Source organism: Terriglobus sp. 2YAB30_2 (assembly GCF_052114765.1).
Taxonomy (GTDB): domain Bacteria; phylum Acidobacteriota; class Terriglobia; order Terriglobales; family Acidobacteriaceae; genus Terriglobus.
On sequence record NZ_JBFRFJ010000025.1, the window covers coordinates 24,966 to 40,090 of the forward strand.

Here is a 15,125-nt window from a genome sequence, read left to right on the forward strand (position 1 = left end):
AACGCGCCCACTATAGGGGCGCGTTTCGTGAATCGAAGGTATGGAAGCTCTATCCCTCGTCGGGGGTCTCTTCGGTGATGCTGAGCCGTTCGCCGATCTTCTTGGCACACTGCACCACGCGCTTTGAATGGGCGGTATAGTGCTCTTTCAGGAAGCGGGTTGCAGGTGCGGAGATGCCGATGGAACCGACGATGGAGCCATCGTGCAGGCGGATAGGAGCGGCGATGCAGCGCATGCCCTCCATATACTCGGCCTCGTCTGTCGCATATCCCCGCTGCCGGATCGACTGGCATTCCTTAAGCAACACGGGAAAGGAGGTGATGGTTGTCTTCGTGAACTTCTGCAACGACGCGCCGAAGATATCCTTCAGCTCTTCGTCGTCGAAGTCGGCGAGAAGCGCTTTTCCGTGGGCGGTGGCATGCATCGGTACCAGCTCGCCGGTTTGCCCGGCGACGGCGATCACGCGCCGAGCGTGGACTGAATCGATAAAGAGCGCGTTCTTGCCTTCGCGCACGGCGAGGTGGGCGGTCTCATTCAGACCGCCGGCCAGGTCCTTGAGCTCCTGGTGGGCCACACGGACGAGCATCTTGCTCCAGTCATACTGGCGCGAGAGGGTCCAGATCGCGGAACCAAGGATATAGTCCTTTCGGCCCGCGGGTGTAGAGAGAAAGCCGCGGCGCCTGAGGGTCTGCGCCAACCGAAATGCACTGCTGCGGTCAACGTCGAGCAACTCTGCCAGCTCACCCAGGTTTACCGGGTGCTTTGACGTGGCGACGGCCTGCAGAATCGTCAGACCGCGGTCGAGACTTTGAATGAATGGGACCTGTGCAGCTTTTTTCGGCATGTACCTACTGTACTCAACCCCTAAATCCAACTCCTATCGACTTCAGGTAGTCCCTGCTTTGCTTTGCCAGGTCAGCGGAAGGGGTCGAGGATGGATTCTTGAAATCGTTATCTAACTCGACCATTACCATACCACTAATCTTTCGGCCGTCCATCAGCTTCAGAATGGCGGGTACATCGACCTTCCCCCGGCCGAGGGGGCAGTATCCCAGCAGGTGGTCGTCATTCCCGTCAAAGTCCTTCAGATGCATGTGCTGCACGATGGGGAGGAAGTCCTTGACGACCTTCACGGCGTCCTGGCCTCCCTTGGTCAACTGGCCCACGTCGGGACCGAATTTCAGGTGGCGGGTGTCCACCGCTTCCAGCACCGCGTAGGTCTCGTCCCGGGACTCGATGCAGGTCCCGGTGTGCTGGTGCAGGACCGGGGTGAGCCCCTCCTGTTCCACCGTCTTTGCCAGATCGTTGAGCATGCTGACGATACCGCTCTTGCTGGCGGCAAAGTCGTAGGTAACCCGCTTCACCGGATTGGGGCCGACGACAAAGATGCGGCCGCCGCACTCCTTAATAAGACCGCACCACTCCTTCGCTTTTGCGAGCTGCTCTTCTTTCCGCGATGCGTCCGTCAGGTTCACGGTGCAATAGCCGGAGATCAGCGGAAGGTTCTTTGCCTTCAACACCGGCGCCAGCCCGCCGCGGGCCTTCCACTTCGACAGCACGTCACCGAAGGTCTCAAAGCCGTAGAATCCTAGCGAGGAGACGGAATCAACAGCTTGCTCGATCTGGTCGTTCATCCAGGTGATGCCCGTGTACCCGATATGGATCTGCAGCTTTCTGGCTGGAGCGGCAAAGAGGGGTGGACACACGGCGGCAGCCGTCATGCCGGCTGCTCCAAACAACAGCTCACGGCGCGTAAAAGGGCGAGTCATGCAGGCCTCCCTGGCAAATCTTTCGATTGCACATCACGCAATTTTATTTGCGTCAAACGCAACTACTCTGCCCTGCCGGAGATATGCCTGTCAAGGATTCCCTGACCGGCGAGGACACGCCACAGGGGCTCCCTGAGAAGAAAATCGGTGCAAAATTTAGGCTTTGCGATATTGCACTATACGCAATATACTTCTCTCGTTACGCAATCAATCCTCCCTGATCGAAGACAGTTTTAAGGGATGAAGTGCTGTAACTCCGCGGAAGGAGCCGCCTTGCCAGATTATTCAAGCTTTCAACTGACGGACAAAATCGCCATTGTCACTGGCGCCTCTCAGGGAATCGGCCGTGCGATCGCTGTCGGCCTGGCCCAGGCCGGCGCACACCTGGTGCTGGCGAAGTATCCAGGCCCCCGCATGGAAGAGATCGAGGCGGTGAAGCGTGAGATCGAAGGCCTGGGGCGAAGGGCGGAGATCGTCATCACCGACGTCAACAAGGTCGCGGACTGCCGGGCACTCATTCAAAAAACGGTGGACCACTTTGGACGTGTCGACATCCTGGTGAACAATGCCAGTTGGACCGGAACGGGCGACGCCGTCGATGTCACCGAAGAAGAGTATGACAAGACCTTCGACGCCACGGTCAAGAGTGTCTTTTTTGCCTCGCAGGCCGCAGGAAAGATTATGCTGCAGCAGCCGGAGGGCGGCCGCATCATCCATATCGGTTCCAACTTCGGTGAAATTGCTTTCAAGAAACGCGCGATCTACGCCGCGGCGAAGGCGGCAGTGCATCACATGGCCAAGGCTCTCTCTCTGGAGTGGGCCGGCAAAGGAGTTCTGGTGAACACCGTCGCTCCCTGTATTACGGAGACGGAGTCACGGAAGAACATCCTCGAACGCCCTGGATATAGGGAGTGGGCGACGCAGGAGATGATTCCTCGCGGGCGCTGGAATCAGCCGGACGACCTCGTCGGTGCCGTACTCTTCCTTTCCAGCCCTTTTGCCGACATGATCGTAGGTCACACCTTGATGGTCGATGGCGGATGGACCATTCACTGAAACATAAACAGCAGATATCCCAGGCAATAGAGATTGGGAAGGGTCACTTATTATGAAACTTCAAAAGAAGATTGCGATCGTTACCGGAGCGGGCCAGGGTATTGGACGCGGTATCGCAGAAACATTTGCCCGGGAAGGCGCTGATGTCGTCATCAATGATCTGCACATTGATTCGCGGACCGAAGAGGTGAAGCAATATGTCGAGTCCCAGGGCGGCCGATGCCTCGCGGTTGCAGGCGATGTCTCGCAGCGTTGCCATGTGGAGCGTCTCTTCGACGAGACCTGGGCACAGCTCGGCCCCGCGGACATCCTGGTGAACAATGCAGGCATTGAGACTATCGTCCCCTTCACGGAACTGACCGACGAACAATGGGATGCGGTGACGCAGACCAACTTGAAGAGCGAGTGGATGTGCGCCCAGACCTTCTGCAAACGCCTGATCGCCGAAGGCCGCCAGGGCGCCATCATCAATATCGGTTCCATCCAGGCCGCGCGCGTGCTGCCTGGACGCACGCACTACGCTCCCAGCAAACTGGCAGTGGAGGCGCTGACTCGCAACATCTCCGCGGAGATGGGTGTTTACGGCATTCGGGTGAACTGTATCCATCCGGGATTAATCGATACACCGATGATTCGCTGGGTACTGGAAAGTCCGGATATTCTGCCGCACGTGGTCGCGCAGATCTCTCTCGGACGTCCGGGCAAACCGTGCGAGATCGGCTCCGTCGCTGCATTTCTCGCCTCGGATGAAGCAGCTTATGTCACCGGTCAGTCACTGTATGTCGACGGCGGCTGGGTAGGCAAGTAAAGCTGCAGTAAATATCCAGTGTGCTGTCTCGGAGTCCCCAGCGAACTTGTTCGCTGGGTGATTTCGTGAAGGACCTGCTTTTCAACGCTTCGGAGGGCAAAGCTCTTCATGATTTATGTCGTGAACTTTAGACTCACCACATCGACAAGTTCGCCTTTTGCTGAAGAACTATAGAGCGGGCCTTCAGCCCTTTAAATTTCAATGTGCCCCGAAACCTGGGGCGTTGCCCCAGGCTGGTATAGAGCGCGCCTTCAGCGCTTATATCCCTCTTCCACTTCTTCCCATAGAACTTCGAGTGGTGTACTATTTCCTTCCAATAGAAGTTCGAGGGGAGAAGAAGGTATGCCGGGAAAGAGCCAACCACAGGCTGAAATGCTGAAGGGCACGCTGGACATGATGGTTCTGCGGACACTTGTCAGCGGTGACGCGCACGGGCACACCATCGCGAAGGTCATTGAGCACACCTCGGAGAATCTTCTGGAAGTGGAGCAGGGCTCCCTGTATCCGGCGCTGCACCGCCTCGAAGACCGGAAATGGGTCTCCTCCTACTGGGGCGCGAGCGAGAACAATCGCAAGGCAAAGTTCTACCGGCTGACAGCGGAAGGCCGTAAGCAACTGGCTCGCGAGACCACCCGCTGGCGCCAGATGACACGGGCCATCGGCCTTGTAATGGGCGAAGAAGGAGGCGCGCAATGAGCTGGCTGAGATTCTTTCGCCGCAAACGCAAGGATGCCGAGTTGCAAGCTGAGCTCGATGCCTTTCTATCGGAAGAGATCGCTGACAACGTCGCGCGCGGTATGTCGCCGGAAGAGGCACGCCGGCGAGCGCGGGTGAAGCTCGGTAACTCGCAGCAGGTGCGCGAGTCGCTATGGGTGCAGAACTCTCCCATGCCATTGACTCATCTCTTCCGCGACCTGAAGTACGCTTTTCGCACGCTACGCCGCACGCCCGGATTCTCGGTCATCGCGGTTGTGGTCATGGCTCTTTGCATGGGAGCCGCCATATCCCTTTTCACGATTGTCCGCTCGGTGCTGCTGAGGCCACTTCCCTTCCGGGATCCGGCCCGGTTGGTGGTTGTCTATGAACACCGCCGAGCAAACGGGGCGGCGGCTGATAGCCGCACTCAGGTCGCCCCTGCAGACTTCTACGATTGGCGCTCCAAAACCCACGGCTTTGAAGATATGGCCATCATCCGTTATGCCGGGTACAACCTGACCGGCGAACGGAGCGAACTGCCGGAGTCAGTCCGCGCTGCCGCAGGTTCATGGAACCTGTTTCAACTTCTGGGAGTGAAGCCGGCGTTTGGCCGGGCCTTCAGTGAACCGGAAGACCGGCCCGGCAGCACTGCCGTCATGTTGAGCTGGAGCGTCTTCCAGCGGCGCTTTGCCGGTGATCCCGCGATTGTGGGCCGTCAGATTCATCTCGATGGCCGGCCGTTCACTGTCGTTGGAGTACTGCCTTCCTGGTTTGCCTATCCCGATGCCGGTATCCAGCTATGGCGTCCCTATCAAGCCGACGCCACGCCGGAGTTCCTGCAGCATCACGATTTCCACCAGAGCCAGGTCATCGCGCGGCTGCGACCCGATGTAAGCCTTGCCAGCGCCCTGGAAGAGGTGGGCGCGGTTCAGTACCAGCTCCATCTGCAGTATCCTCATGATCCCGTGGCGGAAGATGTCACTCCACGTTCGCTCAACGAAGACCTCGCCGGAAACGTGAAGAAGCCTCTGAATCTGATGATGAGCGCCGTCGGCTGCATGCTGCTGATCGGCTGCCTCAACGTCTCAAATCTTCTGGTAGCCCGAGGTGCGGCACGGCAGAAAGAAGTAGCCATTCGCAGCGCACTTGGAGCGCGGCGAGCCACCTTGATTCGCGAACAGCTGGCTGAGAGTGTGCTGATCTGCGCCGCCGGGTGCGTGGGCGGCGTTGCCCTGTCGGTAGTTGCCACACGGTCGCTCGCGCACGCATGGAAAGATCTGCCCACCGCGCAAGGTATCTATATCGACGGAACCGTGATCGCATTTGCAAGCGTCCTCATGATCACAGCGACGTTGATCGCCGGGCTGCTGCCTGCGCTCTCAACAACGGGCAAGGCGATGATGAACGCACTGCAGGCCTCCGCGCGGACCGGCGCCAGTAGCGTTTCCCGCACAGTACTACGCAAAACGCTGCTCACGGCCGAGATCGGAATCACGGTGGTCCTGCTGGTCTCCGCAGGTCTGCTTCTCAAGAGCTTTCTGCGGCTGCGTGCAGCCGATGTGGGCAGTATCACCCAGAACATGCTCACGCTGAACTACAGCCTTCCGGAGAAGAAATACGATACGCCGGAGAAGCGAAACGCATTCAATGAGGCGCTGCTCGAGCGCGTCAGAAACATTCCCGGAATACGGGCCGCTGGATTGGGCAATACGCTTCCGGGTGCGGGCTATTGGGGCGACTTCATTTTTACCGTGAAAGAGCACCCTCCAGTCAACGCCAGCGAAAACCTGCCGGAAGCACTGTCACGCTGGGCCGATCCTGGCTATTTCAGCGCGCTCGGAATTCCGCTCCTGAGTGGCCGGTTCTTTACGGATGATGAACGCGGTGCTCGGTCGTACAAAGTAATCGTGAACAATCAACTTGTACGGAAATACTTCCCCGGAGAGGATCCTATCGGGAGACACCTGCACGTTCCCGCACATCCTCATGACGGAGCACCTGGCATCGTCGACTACGAGATCGTAGGCGTTGTCGGCGATACCTTGTATCAGGTTGGAAAAGAGCCGAAGGCGGCCATGTACTTCCCGATGCTCGAAGGCACTGGCTCCCAGATGCTCGCAGTGCACACAACATCGGCGCCGCTACAGTTCTCGATTCCGGTGCAGCGGCAGATTGCAGCTCTCGACCCGGAACTTCCTGTTTCAGATGTGCGCACCATGGACGAGGTCATCGGCGCGTCGCTGGTGAACGCAAGCCTTAGCGCAAGGCTGGTGCTTGTCTTCGCCATTCTCTCGCTGCTGTTGGCCGCAGTCGGGCTGTATGGAGTGCTGTCGTACCTGGCTACGCAACGGACCACGGAACTGGGCATCCGCATGGCGCTCGGCGCGCAGCGCGATCAACTTTTGCGATTGATGCTCGGCGATGGCATGCGTCCGGCGCTGCTGGGGTTAGGGCTTGGCCTGGCGGTTAGCTTCGTGGCGACACGCCTCTTTGAATCGATGCTCTTCGGAACAAAACCTCTGGATCCTGTGGTTCTCGGCTGCGTGGTCGGCACGCTGTTTGCGGTGGCAGTTCTGGCCTGTCTCGCTCCCGCATGGCGCGCCTCCCGGTTAGATCCGATGCAGGCGCTCCGGACTGATTAGTCATCTATTTCCTGGTAACAGGCAGAGCGAAGACGTAGTAGCCCTGCGTCGTCTTTCCACCGGCAGGCTCAGCGGATCCCTGGTTGGGCTCTGGAGGCTGCTGATCGCCGACGGGGATACGCTCCGGGTTAGGACGAGCACTAATCGCGATGTATTCCCTGCCTGCAACTTCGTAGACCGTGGGAATACCCTCCGGGCCTGCAGGCACAGAGAGCTCGCCGACCTGCTTGCCGGTGTCCTTGTCATAGAAGTGCAACTTACTGTCGGACTTGGTCGGCACAACGATCAGGCCGCCTGCGGTGACCGTAGCGCCTCCGCGAGGCCAGAAGCTGCCGGTGCCGGTGATGCCTTTCTCGGCCAGCGCAGCGACGTCTCCGATAGGAATCTTCCATTTGATCTGGCCCTTGTTCATGTCATAGGCCGTCAACGATGACCAGGGCGGGCTGATCGCCGGCAAACCATCGGAAGAGTTCATATAGCCGTAGCCGGTCCAGTAACGTATTCCCCCGGGGCCAAGCTTGCTTGTTGTCGCGGGCGGCGGAGCCATGAGCCGGGTCAGCACATCTGGCTCGATCTTCGCCTTTTCCGGCGACTTCAAATAGGCGATGAGACGATCGATGTCGTTGTCGTCGAGATCGGGGAAAGCAGGCATGGGCGCCAGCCCCGTCTTAACCGCATTACGCACGCGATCCGCGCCCGCACGTTGGATCACGCCATCGAGCGAAGGAATCGCCGGCGGCTGCCCTTTACGGTCGGCGCCATGACAAGCGCGGCAGTTTTGCAGGTAGGTCACCATTCCGGCATTTTCCGGCGGACCGGTGACGACACGCTTCGGCGGCTTGGCCTCAAGATGCAGGAGCGACGGCGCATCCTTCGACATGACATAGAAGGTTACGGTTGAGGCATCGACCGCTCCCGATCCCCAGTTAGCGCCGCCGTTGTTTCCCGGCGTCTCCATCGTGGTGCCCAGGGTAGGTGGAGTATAGATTCCCTCCTGGCGCGCCTCTGCGACCTGTTTGCGGATCGCCTCCCGCTCCTTCGGGTCGGCAATATAGGGGTTCACCATCTCCGGAGTGAACGCCTGCCGGGCGAACGGTGGAACATGTGTGGGAATAGGCTGAGTCGGCCAGGACTCTTCTCCGGGCACATCAGACTTAGGCACCGGACGCTCTTCGATCGGCCAGATCGGTTTACCGCTGGTTCGATCGAGCACATAGACGAAGCCGTTTTTTCCCGCCTGTACAACCACATCCACATTCTTGCCGCCGTGTTGGATGGTCAAGAGCTTCGGCCCCGTCATCAGGTCGTAGTCCCAGAGATCGTGATGCGTCGTCTGAAAGTGCCAGAGATATTTACCGGTGCGTACATCGAGCGCCAGGATGCAGTCGGAAAAGAGGTTTGCTCCCTTGCGGTCGGCGCCGTAGAAGTCATACGTCGGCGATCCCAGCGGAAAGTAGGCGATCCCCCGCTTCTCGTCGATGGAGAACTCGCCCCAGTTATTCACGCCGCCAACGTACTTGTACGCATCCTTCGGCCAGGTGTCATAGCCCATCTCGCCGGGATGGGGAACGGTATGGAACTGCCATACAAGCTTTCCGGTGATAACGTCGAAGGCACGAAGATCGCCCGGCGGCGATTCATACTCTTCCCCCGTCGCCGATCCGGTAATGTAGAGATTCTCAAAGACGCGCCCGGGCGTTCCGGACTCGATCTGGCGGATCGACTTTGGATCGCGTCCCAGACCTTCGCGCAGATCCACGGCTCCGTTCTTCCCGAAGGTCGCGATCTCCTTACCGGTACGCGGATCCAGCTCGTGGATCTCGTTGTTCATGTGGAAGATCAGGCGGCGGTCTGAGCGATCTTTGCTCTCCCAGTACGCCATGCCGCGATGGGAGATCAGCCGAGGATTGTAGGTGTGATGGCACCAGATCTCGTTACCGTTCGTGGCATCCAGCGCAACGATGTCGTTGTCTTTCCCGTAGACAAACATCACGCCATCCACCACCAGCGGGTTGGAGCCGTACCGGAAGCCGTTGTTCCCGGAGGGATAAAACCACACCTGCTGCAACTGGCCCACATTCGAACGGTTGACCTGCTTCAGGCTCGAGTACTGCGCATCCGCGTTAGAGCCGCCATAAGCGAGCCAGGAGCTGGAAGCCGCGGATTGAGCCGGCCCGGAGGCGGCGGCTGCCTCAACCACCGGCGTAGAGTGGCGCCCGTACAAGAGACCAACGCCTGCAGCCAATACTCCGAGAACTGCGACGGACTTTACCTTCGAACGGAATTGCATCGATCTGCCCTTTTGTTACAGCCACAAGCACCTGAGAGGTGCGGATACCGCCGAAACGGCAGCCGCACTTGCGGGACGATTACAGAGCCGGAAATATTGCGTATTATGCAATTTATTTTGCTTATTACGACGACGAATACTAGCAACGCGTCGTCAGCATCGTCAAGGAAGAATCTGCCGTCGCGGCTTGCTTTCGCCCCGAACGACATTGCACCATGAGTGATCGAGCGGCAATGACGCTCATGGAGAACAGCTTGACCGGGAAGCCACTGCACGGAAGAACGGCGCTCATCACTGGAGGATCACGAGGAATCGGCCGGGCCATCGCCCTGCGATTTGCGGAGGCCGGATGCGTTGTCGCGATTAACTACCTGCACGCAAAGGACGACGCCGAAGAAGCAGTAAGCCTGATTACAGAACAGGGCGGAACCGCTGTTGCCGTGCAGGCCGACGTTTCCCGGGAAGGCGATGTGCAGCACCTGGTCTCAGCCAGTGAAGAAGCTCTGGGACCGATCGATATCCTGGTCAACAACGCAGGCATCCTGCATCGCGTACCGCTCCAGGAGCTGGATCTTGCGGAATGGAATTACACCATCCAGGTAAACCTCACCTCTTCGTTCTTGATGTCGCAGGCGGTGATCCCAGGCATGCGAAGGCGGAAATGGGGACGCCTGATCTTTCTGTCGTCCATTGCAGCGCAGACCGGAGGCGTTGTCGGACCGCACTATGCAGCCAGTAAAGCAGGAATGCTCGGCCTGATGCACAGCTATGCCAGCTTGCTGGTGAAGGAGGGCATTACCTCCAACGCTATTGCACCGGCCCTGATCGATACCGACATGATCCGCAAAGGGACTGCCGTCCAGCCGGACCTGATACCTATGGGCCGCTTCGGTACATCGGATGAGATTGCACAGGCAGCCCTCTTCCTCGCCACGACTGAGTACGTGACCGGCCAGACCATCAACCTGAATGGCGGGTGGTATCACAGTTAGGCATGTCATCCAACTGTGCCAGTTAACGCCGGGAGCAGATTTTTCTGAGCTCTAGGAGTGAGGAGAGAACTGTAGCTGGCCTACTGGAACGACGAGCGACAACGAGATCGGGAAAATCTGCCCCGGCGTTGCTACCATGGCCTATGAGCGAGACCCTAGTTCACTATCAGGGCGGCCTGCGCTGCCGGGCGGAACATGCGGAGTCCGGCACCGTTGTCATCACCGATGCGCCGAAGGACAACCATGGCAAGGGTGAGAGCTTCTCTCCCAGCGAGATGCTGGCCGTGTCCCTGGGAAGCTGCATCCTGAGCATTATGGCGATCGCCGCACAATCGATGGATATCGACATCACTGGCGCGACAGCAACGGTCGAAAAGGAGATGGCGAACGCGCCGCGACGGTTCTCGAAGCTCGCGGTGACGGTGCATGTCCCCTATGCTCTGAGCGAAGAGCAGGCCAGAAGGCTGGAGCGCGCCGCGCATGCCTGCCCGGTCCACAACATCCTGAAGCCCGAGATCGACGCCACGATCACCTTCCGCTGGGGATAGGAGCATTTCCCTGTAGGTGTGATGTAGGGCTTCCGCATGTATTGGGCGTTTTCCGCAATGAAAACGCCGCTGCACGCCCCTTCGGGATACCCAGCAACAGAGAAAAAGCTCTAGCCACCTCCTCGGAAGATGGCAAGGATTAAAGCTTGAGCCCGAACAAAGTGATGTTCAGGTCATCATGCTGGACCACATTGATCACGTAACCGATAACTGAAACTTTTTGCGTGAGATGTGATCTCTCCCGGCGGTGAAAATACGTTTTGACAGCGAAGAAGGCTATTGGAATTTCTGATCGAAATGGAGTAGCATCTTCGGTCTAAGAAAAGCTGTTAGCTTTCAGGTGACCACGGTCACTGCGTCCTCAACCCAAGTAATCCACACTATGGAAAGACGGGTGCAGCCATGATTCAACCATCGCTTTCTGCCGATAACCGCGTTTCTTCGGAGACGACGGTTCTCCTCGAAGAACCACCTTCCCAACTGCCGCCAGTCTCGTGTCGGTTCGAACCTCGGAGAGTTCCGGTTGAGGAGTATGTGTTCTGGCACAGGAATCGCCTGGAAACCGCCCCGCCACCCCAAAAGCGGGTAGCGTAACGCTCTCGTAAGGCTTAGCCGAGATAAGGCCGCGTTTAGAGCATTTCCTTGTTGCTGGGTAGCCCGAAAAGGGTGTGCCGCAGCGTTTTCATTGAGGAAAACGCCCATAGATATACAAGCCCCGCACACCGACAGGGAAACTGCTCTAGTGGGTTCGAAACGGCGATGCAGGTAGGCCTGCGGCGTTATAGAGAGTGCATGTGGGATTATCCAGCCATGCATACCTTGCCTGCACTGGATGTGGCACATCGGGGGAACGAAGAATCAGCACATCGTTCTCGATCGATGCCGTAGCCTGATGAAAGACCTTGTCTGCGCCGGCGACCTCAAAGGGAGATGCGTTTGTGTCCTTGAGCAGGAGTCCCTCTCCATGCTCGAACCAGATTCTTACCTGATCGCCAACAACGATGGAGCTGCGATAGATCGGGCCTGAGGACTCGATCTTTTCTCCATACGCGACCCTACGGGCGGCGCGAGAGAGACGATCGGCAACATCCTGCTTGTTGCGCGGGTGAACGTTAGCAGCTTCACCGATGTCAGCGGTCACCGCCATTCCGGTGTTCTTCAGCGTCAGCGTCTGCATCTGCGCCTCGCGGATCTCGGCCCACTTGTTCGCCGGAGACGATGCCTTCACGTTCGCAATCTGGACAAAGAGGAACGGGAGATCTCCGAGCTTCCACTGCGTTCTCCAGTCTTCGATCATCGCTCGGAAGAGCGGAGCGTAGTAGGCGTAGTTCCACTCCGAGGTATTTGTTTCACCCTGGTACCAGAGCACGCCCTTGATCGGAAACGGCGTCAGCGGCGCGATCATGGCGTTGAAGAGGTAGGCAGGATGCCATGCGTTGAGATCGCGCGGAGCAGGCGCCGGCTTTTGCCCTGCCACTGGATTCTTTTGCGATTGCGTAAACCGGAGCTCCTCCTCGGTGCGGCCTTCCAGGATCTTCGCCCAGGCGGCAAAGGCCGGCGTCAGTTCAGGAGAGGCTGCGAGGACACGCATACTCGTCCAGGCCTCGGCGGGCGTTCCGCCCCAGGACGATTCGATGATCCCAACCGGGACGTGCTGGCTGTCTTCGATTCTGCGGGCAAAGAGATACGCCACCGCCGAGAAGTTCAGGAGATTGATCTCATCCGCCTTCGCCCAGGAGACGCCCGCCTTCAGATCCGCGAGCGGAAACTCGGAGTAGGCATGGCCAACATTGACGATGCGGATGTCGTATTCGCCGGCCTTTCTGAGCTCGGCCTCGGAGTTCGCCACAGTCTTCATGCCGAACTCCATGTTCGATTGACCGGAGGCTACCCAGACATCGCCGATCATCACATCCTGGAGTCGGACCTCATTCCTGCCGCGAACCACCACCTCAAAAGGGCCGCCGGCCTTTCTGGAGGGGAGATAGACGCTCCATCGCCCCAGATCGTCCGCTACTGCTTCGGCGGAAGCATCCTGCAGTTGCGCATGGATCTGCTCCCCCGGCTCCGCCATTCCCCAGAGATGGATCGGAAGGTCACGCTGCAGCACCATATGGTCGCTGAAGAGACGGGCAAGTTCAACCTCTGCACGGCATTGCGGGACAGCCGCGCAGGCGGCAAGAAAGGCCATCCCTGCGAACAGTGTCTTCCGTTTCGCGGAGGGAAAATACCTGCGCGCCGTTGGCTTCATGAGCATCGTCTCCTTGCAAATCTCCGGCAAATTAATCGGTTAACTGAAGCGATGTCAAGATGTATTACCTGTAAAACATATTTTTCGCATATACACGAATGCCTCGACAAAACCCGGGTGAATCCCCTAATGTTGTTCCGTCGAGCGGAGGCCATGTTTCTTGTTTCGAACGGCCGCCGGCATTATCTGACAAGGCTCAACCATGAGGATGATACCTATGAACTCTTTTGTCCTGCGCATGGCGCTTGGCGCGTGTGTTCTCTCTTCCGTATCCGCATACGGCCAACTGGAAGGGCACACGATCGAATCGTCCGCCACCGCTCACCCCGTCCCCGCTGTCCAGGACAAGGAGACCCCGGCACAGCATGATGCCCGTATGGCATGGTGGCGCGAGGCACGTTTCGGCATGTTCATCCACTGGGGCCTGTACGCCGTTCCGGCGGGTGAGTGGCATGGACAGCGCACCACGCATATTGGGGAATGGATCATGAACGATCTTTCCATTCCGGTCGCCGACTATAAACAGTTCGCAACCAACTTCAACCCCACCGGCTTCTCCGCCCACGACATCGTCGCGYTGGCGAAGGATGCGGGCATGAAGTACATCGTGATCACCTCGAAGCATCACGACGGATTTGCGATGTTCGACTCCAAGACCGATCCGTTCAACATCGTCGCCGCCACGCCATTCAAGAAGGATCCTCTTCGCGAGCTCGCAGAGGAGTGCCACAAAGCCGGCATCCACCTCGGCTTCTACTATTCGCAGGCACAGGACTGGACCGCTCCCGGTGGCGCGGCGGCAGTTCGCGGCAACCACAACAAAGAGACCGGCCACTGGGATCCGGCGCAGGATGGCAGCTTCGACGACTACCTGAAAACCAAAGCGATCCCTCAGATCAAAGAACTGCTCGCAAACTACAAGACCGCGCCCGACATCATCTGGTTCGATACACCGACCAGCAAGATGACTCCGGAGCGCGCCGCCGAAGTGGTGAAGGTGCTGAACCAGTATCCCAAGCTGATCTGGAACAATCGCCTGGGTGGCGGTTATAAGGGCGACACCGAGACTCCGGAGCAGTACATCCCGGCACAGGGATATCCAGGCCGTGACTGGGAGTCGTGCATGACCATCAACGACACCTGGGGTTACAAGTCGTTCGACACCAACTTCAAATCGACCGAGACGCTGCTGCGCAACCTGATCGACATCACCAGCAAGGGTGGCAACTACCTGCTGAACATTGGACCGGATGCCCAGGGCAAGGTTCCCGAGCCCGAGGTTGAGCGCCTGCATGCTGTGGGCAAGTGGCTGGCCGTCAATGGTGAGGCGATCTATGGAGCCAAGGCCACACTCTTCGGAGCGGAGGCGGGATCGTTTGCTCCAGCAGAAGGCAATGCCAAGCCGAAGTTTGTTCCCGCGTGGGAGTGGCGTTCGACGACCAAGGCCAACCGTATCTACATCCATCTCTTCGCCTGGCCGAAGGGCAGCTTCCATGTAGAGAAGGTTCCACACACCGTCACCAAGGCCTACCTGCTGGCGGACGCGTCTCACAAGGCGTTGAAGTTTACGCAGAAAGAGGGAGTGCTTGATGTCTCCCTGCCCGAGAAGGCGCTTGATCCGATTGCGACTGTGCTGGTTCTTGAATCGAAATAAGCGATACGAACGAAGGCGCCGGAGGATTACTCCGGCGCCTTTTTTGTTTTAAGAATCCCAAGAAGTACATACAAAGATTCGTTTATATGTTCTCCGAGAATTCTGGGGTTATTCCTAGCCCACCCTAACGTTGTGAGGGTGGGGCACCCGGACCTGATAAGCGCTGAAGGCCGGGGTCCCCAATGAACTCGTTCATTGGGGTGGAAAGGCGCGTTCTATACCAGCCTGGGGCAACGCCCCAGGTTTCGAACCCCCGAAACCTCGAAGGGGCTTCAGAGTCTGTGTGAGAGAGGCATCATCTCTCTGGATGAGTGAGCCGTTGTTGGAGGATTTCATTGTTGAGTGTGGATGGGAGCTGTTTTAGTGGGATTTCTGGAGGATGTAGATGCGTTTGAGGTTGTAGGCGGTGGCGGCGAGGG

The 15,125-nt window shown here is 58.3% G+C and carries 11 protein-coding genes; 7 read left to right on the forward strand and 4 right to left on the reverse strand.

What is annotated here, in order from left to right:
- Nucleotides 1-49: 49 nt before the first annotated feature.
- Both AB4Y89_RS22985 and AB4Y89_RS22990 read right to left on the reverse strand, forming a co-directional pair.
- On the reverse strand, nucleotides 50-844 hold the full coding sequence (locus AB4Y89_RS22985) for an IclR family transcriptional regulator (RefSeq protein WP_442303280.1): 795 nt from the start codon (nucleotides 842-844) through the stop codon (nucleotides 50-52).
- Between the two features lie 13 nt (nucleotides 845-857).
- The gene (locus tag AB4Y89_RS22990) at nucleotides 858-1,769 is read right to left on the reverse strand and encodes a sugar phosphate isomerase/epimerase family protein (RefSeq protein WP_442303281.1); all 912 of its coding nucleotides are present in this window, start codon (nucleotides 1,767-1,769) and stop codon (nucleotides 858-860) included.
- Between the two features lie 273 nt (nucleotides 1,770-2,042).
- On the opposite strand from AB4Y89_RS22990, the gene AB4Y89_RS22995 reads away from it, so the two are divergent.
- The 4 genes from AB4Y89_RS22995 to AB4Y89_RS23010 all read left to right on the forward strand — a co-directional run bounded on the left by AB4Y89_RS22995 (nucleotide 2,043) and on the right by AB4Y89_RS23010 (nucleotide 6,971).
- Nucleotides 2,043-2,825 (forward strand): SDR family NAD(P)-dependent oxidoreductase, encoded by a 783-nt coding sequence (locus tag AB4Y89_RS22995; RefSeq protein WP_442303282.1) that lies wholly within the window; start codon nucleotides 2,043-2,045, stop codon nucleotides 2,823-2,825.
- A gap of 52 nt (nucleotides 2,826-2,877) precedes the next feature.
- Nucleotides 2,878-3,633: an SDR family NAD(P)-dependent oxidoreductase gene (locus tag AB4Y89_RS23000; RefSeq protein ID WP_442303283.1), complete on the forward strand. Its 756-nt coding sequence runs from the start codon at nucleotides 2,878-2,880 to the stop codon at nucleotides 3,631-3,633.
- A 342-nt stretch (nucleotides 3,634-3,975) separates the two neighbouring features.
- On the forward strand, nucleotides 3,976-4,329 hold the full coding sequence (locus AB4Y89_RS23005; protein ID WP_442303284.1) for a PadR family transcriptional regulator: 354 nt from the start codon (nucleotides 3,976-3,978) through the stop codon (nucleotides 4,327-4,329).
- Nucleotides 4,326-6,971, forward strand: a complete 2,646-nt coding sequence (locus AB4Y89_RS23010) for an ADOP family duplicated permease (RefSeq protein ID WP_442303285.1) — start codon at nucleotides 4,326-4,328, stop codon at nucleotides 6,969-6,971. The genes AB4Y89_RS23005 and AB4Y89_RS23010 overlap by 4 nt, the downstream gene beginning before the upstream one ends.
- Before the next feature lie 4 nt (nucleotides 6,972-6,975).
- Here the strand turns inward: AB4Y89_RS23010 and AB4Y89_RS23015 are convergent, their stop codons facing one another.
- Complete coding sequence (locus AB4Y89_RS23015) at nucleotides 6,976-9,261, reverse strand: outer membrane protein assembly factor BamB family protein (RefSeq protein WP_442303286.1); 2,286 nt, start codon at nucleotides 9,259-9,261, stop codon at nucleotides 6,976-6,978.
- Nucleotides 9,262-9,476: 215 nt separating this feature from the next.
- On the opposite strand from AB4Y89_RS23015, the gene AB4Y89_RS23020 reads away from it, so the two are divergent.
- Together AB4Y89_RS23020 and AB4Y89_RS23025 are read left to right on the forward strand one after the other, a co-directional pair.
- Nucleotides 9,477-10,253, forward strand: a complete 777-nt coding sequence (locus AB4Y89_RS23020) for an SDR family NAD(P)-dependent oxidoreductase (RefSeq protein WP_442303287.1) — start codon at nucleotides 9,477-9,479, stop codon at nucleotides 10,251-10,253.
- A 143-nt stretch (nucleotides 10,254-10,396) separates the two neighbouring features.
- Complete coding sequence (locus AB4Y89_RS23025; RefSeq protein WP_442303288.1) at nucleotides 10,397-10,801, forward strand: OsmC family protein; 405 nt, start codon at nucleotides 10,397-10,399, stop codon at nucleotides 10,799-10,801.
- Between the two features lie 739 nt (nucleotides 10,802-11,540).
- On the opposite strand, the gene AB4Y89_RS23030 is transcribed toward AB4Y89_RS23025, so the two are convergent.
- Nucleotides 11,541-13,052, reverse strand: a complete 1,512-nt coding sequence (locus tag AB4Y89_RS23030) for a sialate O-acetylesterase (protein WP_442303289.1) — start codon at nucleotides 13,050-13,052, stop codon at nucleotides 11,541-11,543.
- 217 nt (nucleotides 13,053-13,269) lie between these two features.
- On the opposite strand from AB4Y89_RS23030, the gene AB4Y89_RS23035 reads away from it, so the two are divergent.
- Entirely contained in the window at nucleotides 13,270-14,706 is a 1,437-nt protein-coding gene (locus tag AB4Y89_RS23035) for an alpha-L-fucosidase (protein ID WP_442303290.1), read from the forward strand.
- Nucleotides 14,707-15,125 lie beyond the last annotated feature (419 nt).

Coding starts and splice junctions, on each gene's coding strand:
- AB4Y89_RS22985 (WP_442303280.1), bottom strand. CDS start 844: ATGCCGAAAAAAGCTGCACAGGTCCCATTCATTCAAAGTCTCGACCGC.
- AB4Y89_RS22990 (WP_442303281.1), bottom strand. CDS start 1,769: ATGACTCGCCCTTTTACGCGCCGTGAGCTGTTGTTTGGAGCAGCCGGC.
- AB4Y89_RS23000 (WP_442303283.1), top strand. CDS start 2,878: ATGAAACTTCAAAAGAAGATTGCGATCGTTACCGGAGCGGGCCAGGGT.
- AB4Y89_RS23005 (WP_442303284.1), top strand. CDS start 3,976: ATGCCGGGAAAGAGCCAACCACAGGCTGAAATGCTGAAGGGCACGCTG.
- AB4Y89_RS23010 (WP_442303285.1), top strand. CDS start 4,326: ATGAGCTGGCTGAGATTCTTTCGCCGCAAACGCAAGGATGCCGAGTTG.
- AB4Y89_RS23015 (WP_442303286.1), bottom strand. CDS start 9,261: ATGCAATTCCGTTCGAAGGTAAAGTCCGTCGCAGTTCTCGGAGTATTG.
- AB4Y89_RS23020 (WP_442303287.1), top strand. CDS start 9,477: ATGAGTGATCGAGCGGCAATGACGCTCATGGAGAACAGCTTGACCGGG.
- AB4Y89_RS23025 (WP_442303288.1), top strand. CDS start 10,397: ATGAGCGAGACCCTAGTTCACTATCAGGGCGGCCTGCGCTGCCGGGCG.
- AB4Y89_RS23030 (WP_442303289.1), bottom strand. CDS start 13,052: ATGAAGCCAACGGCGCGCAGGTATTTTCCCTCCGCGAAACGGAAGACA.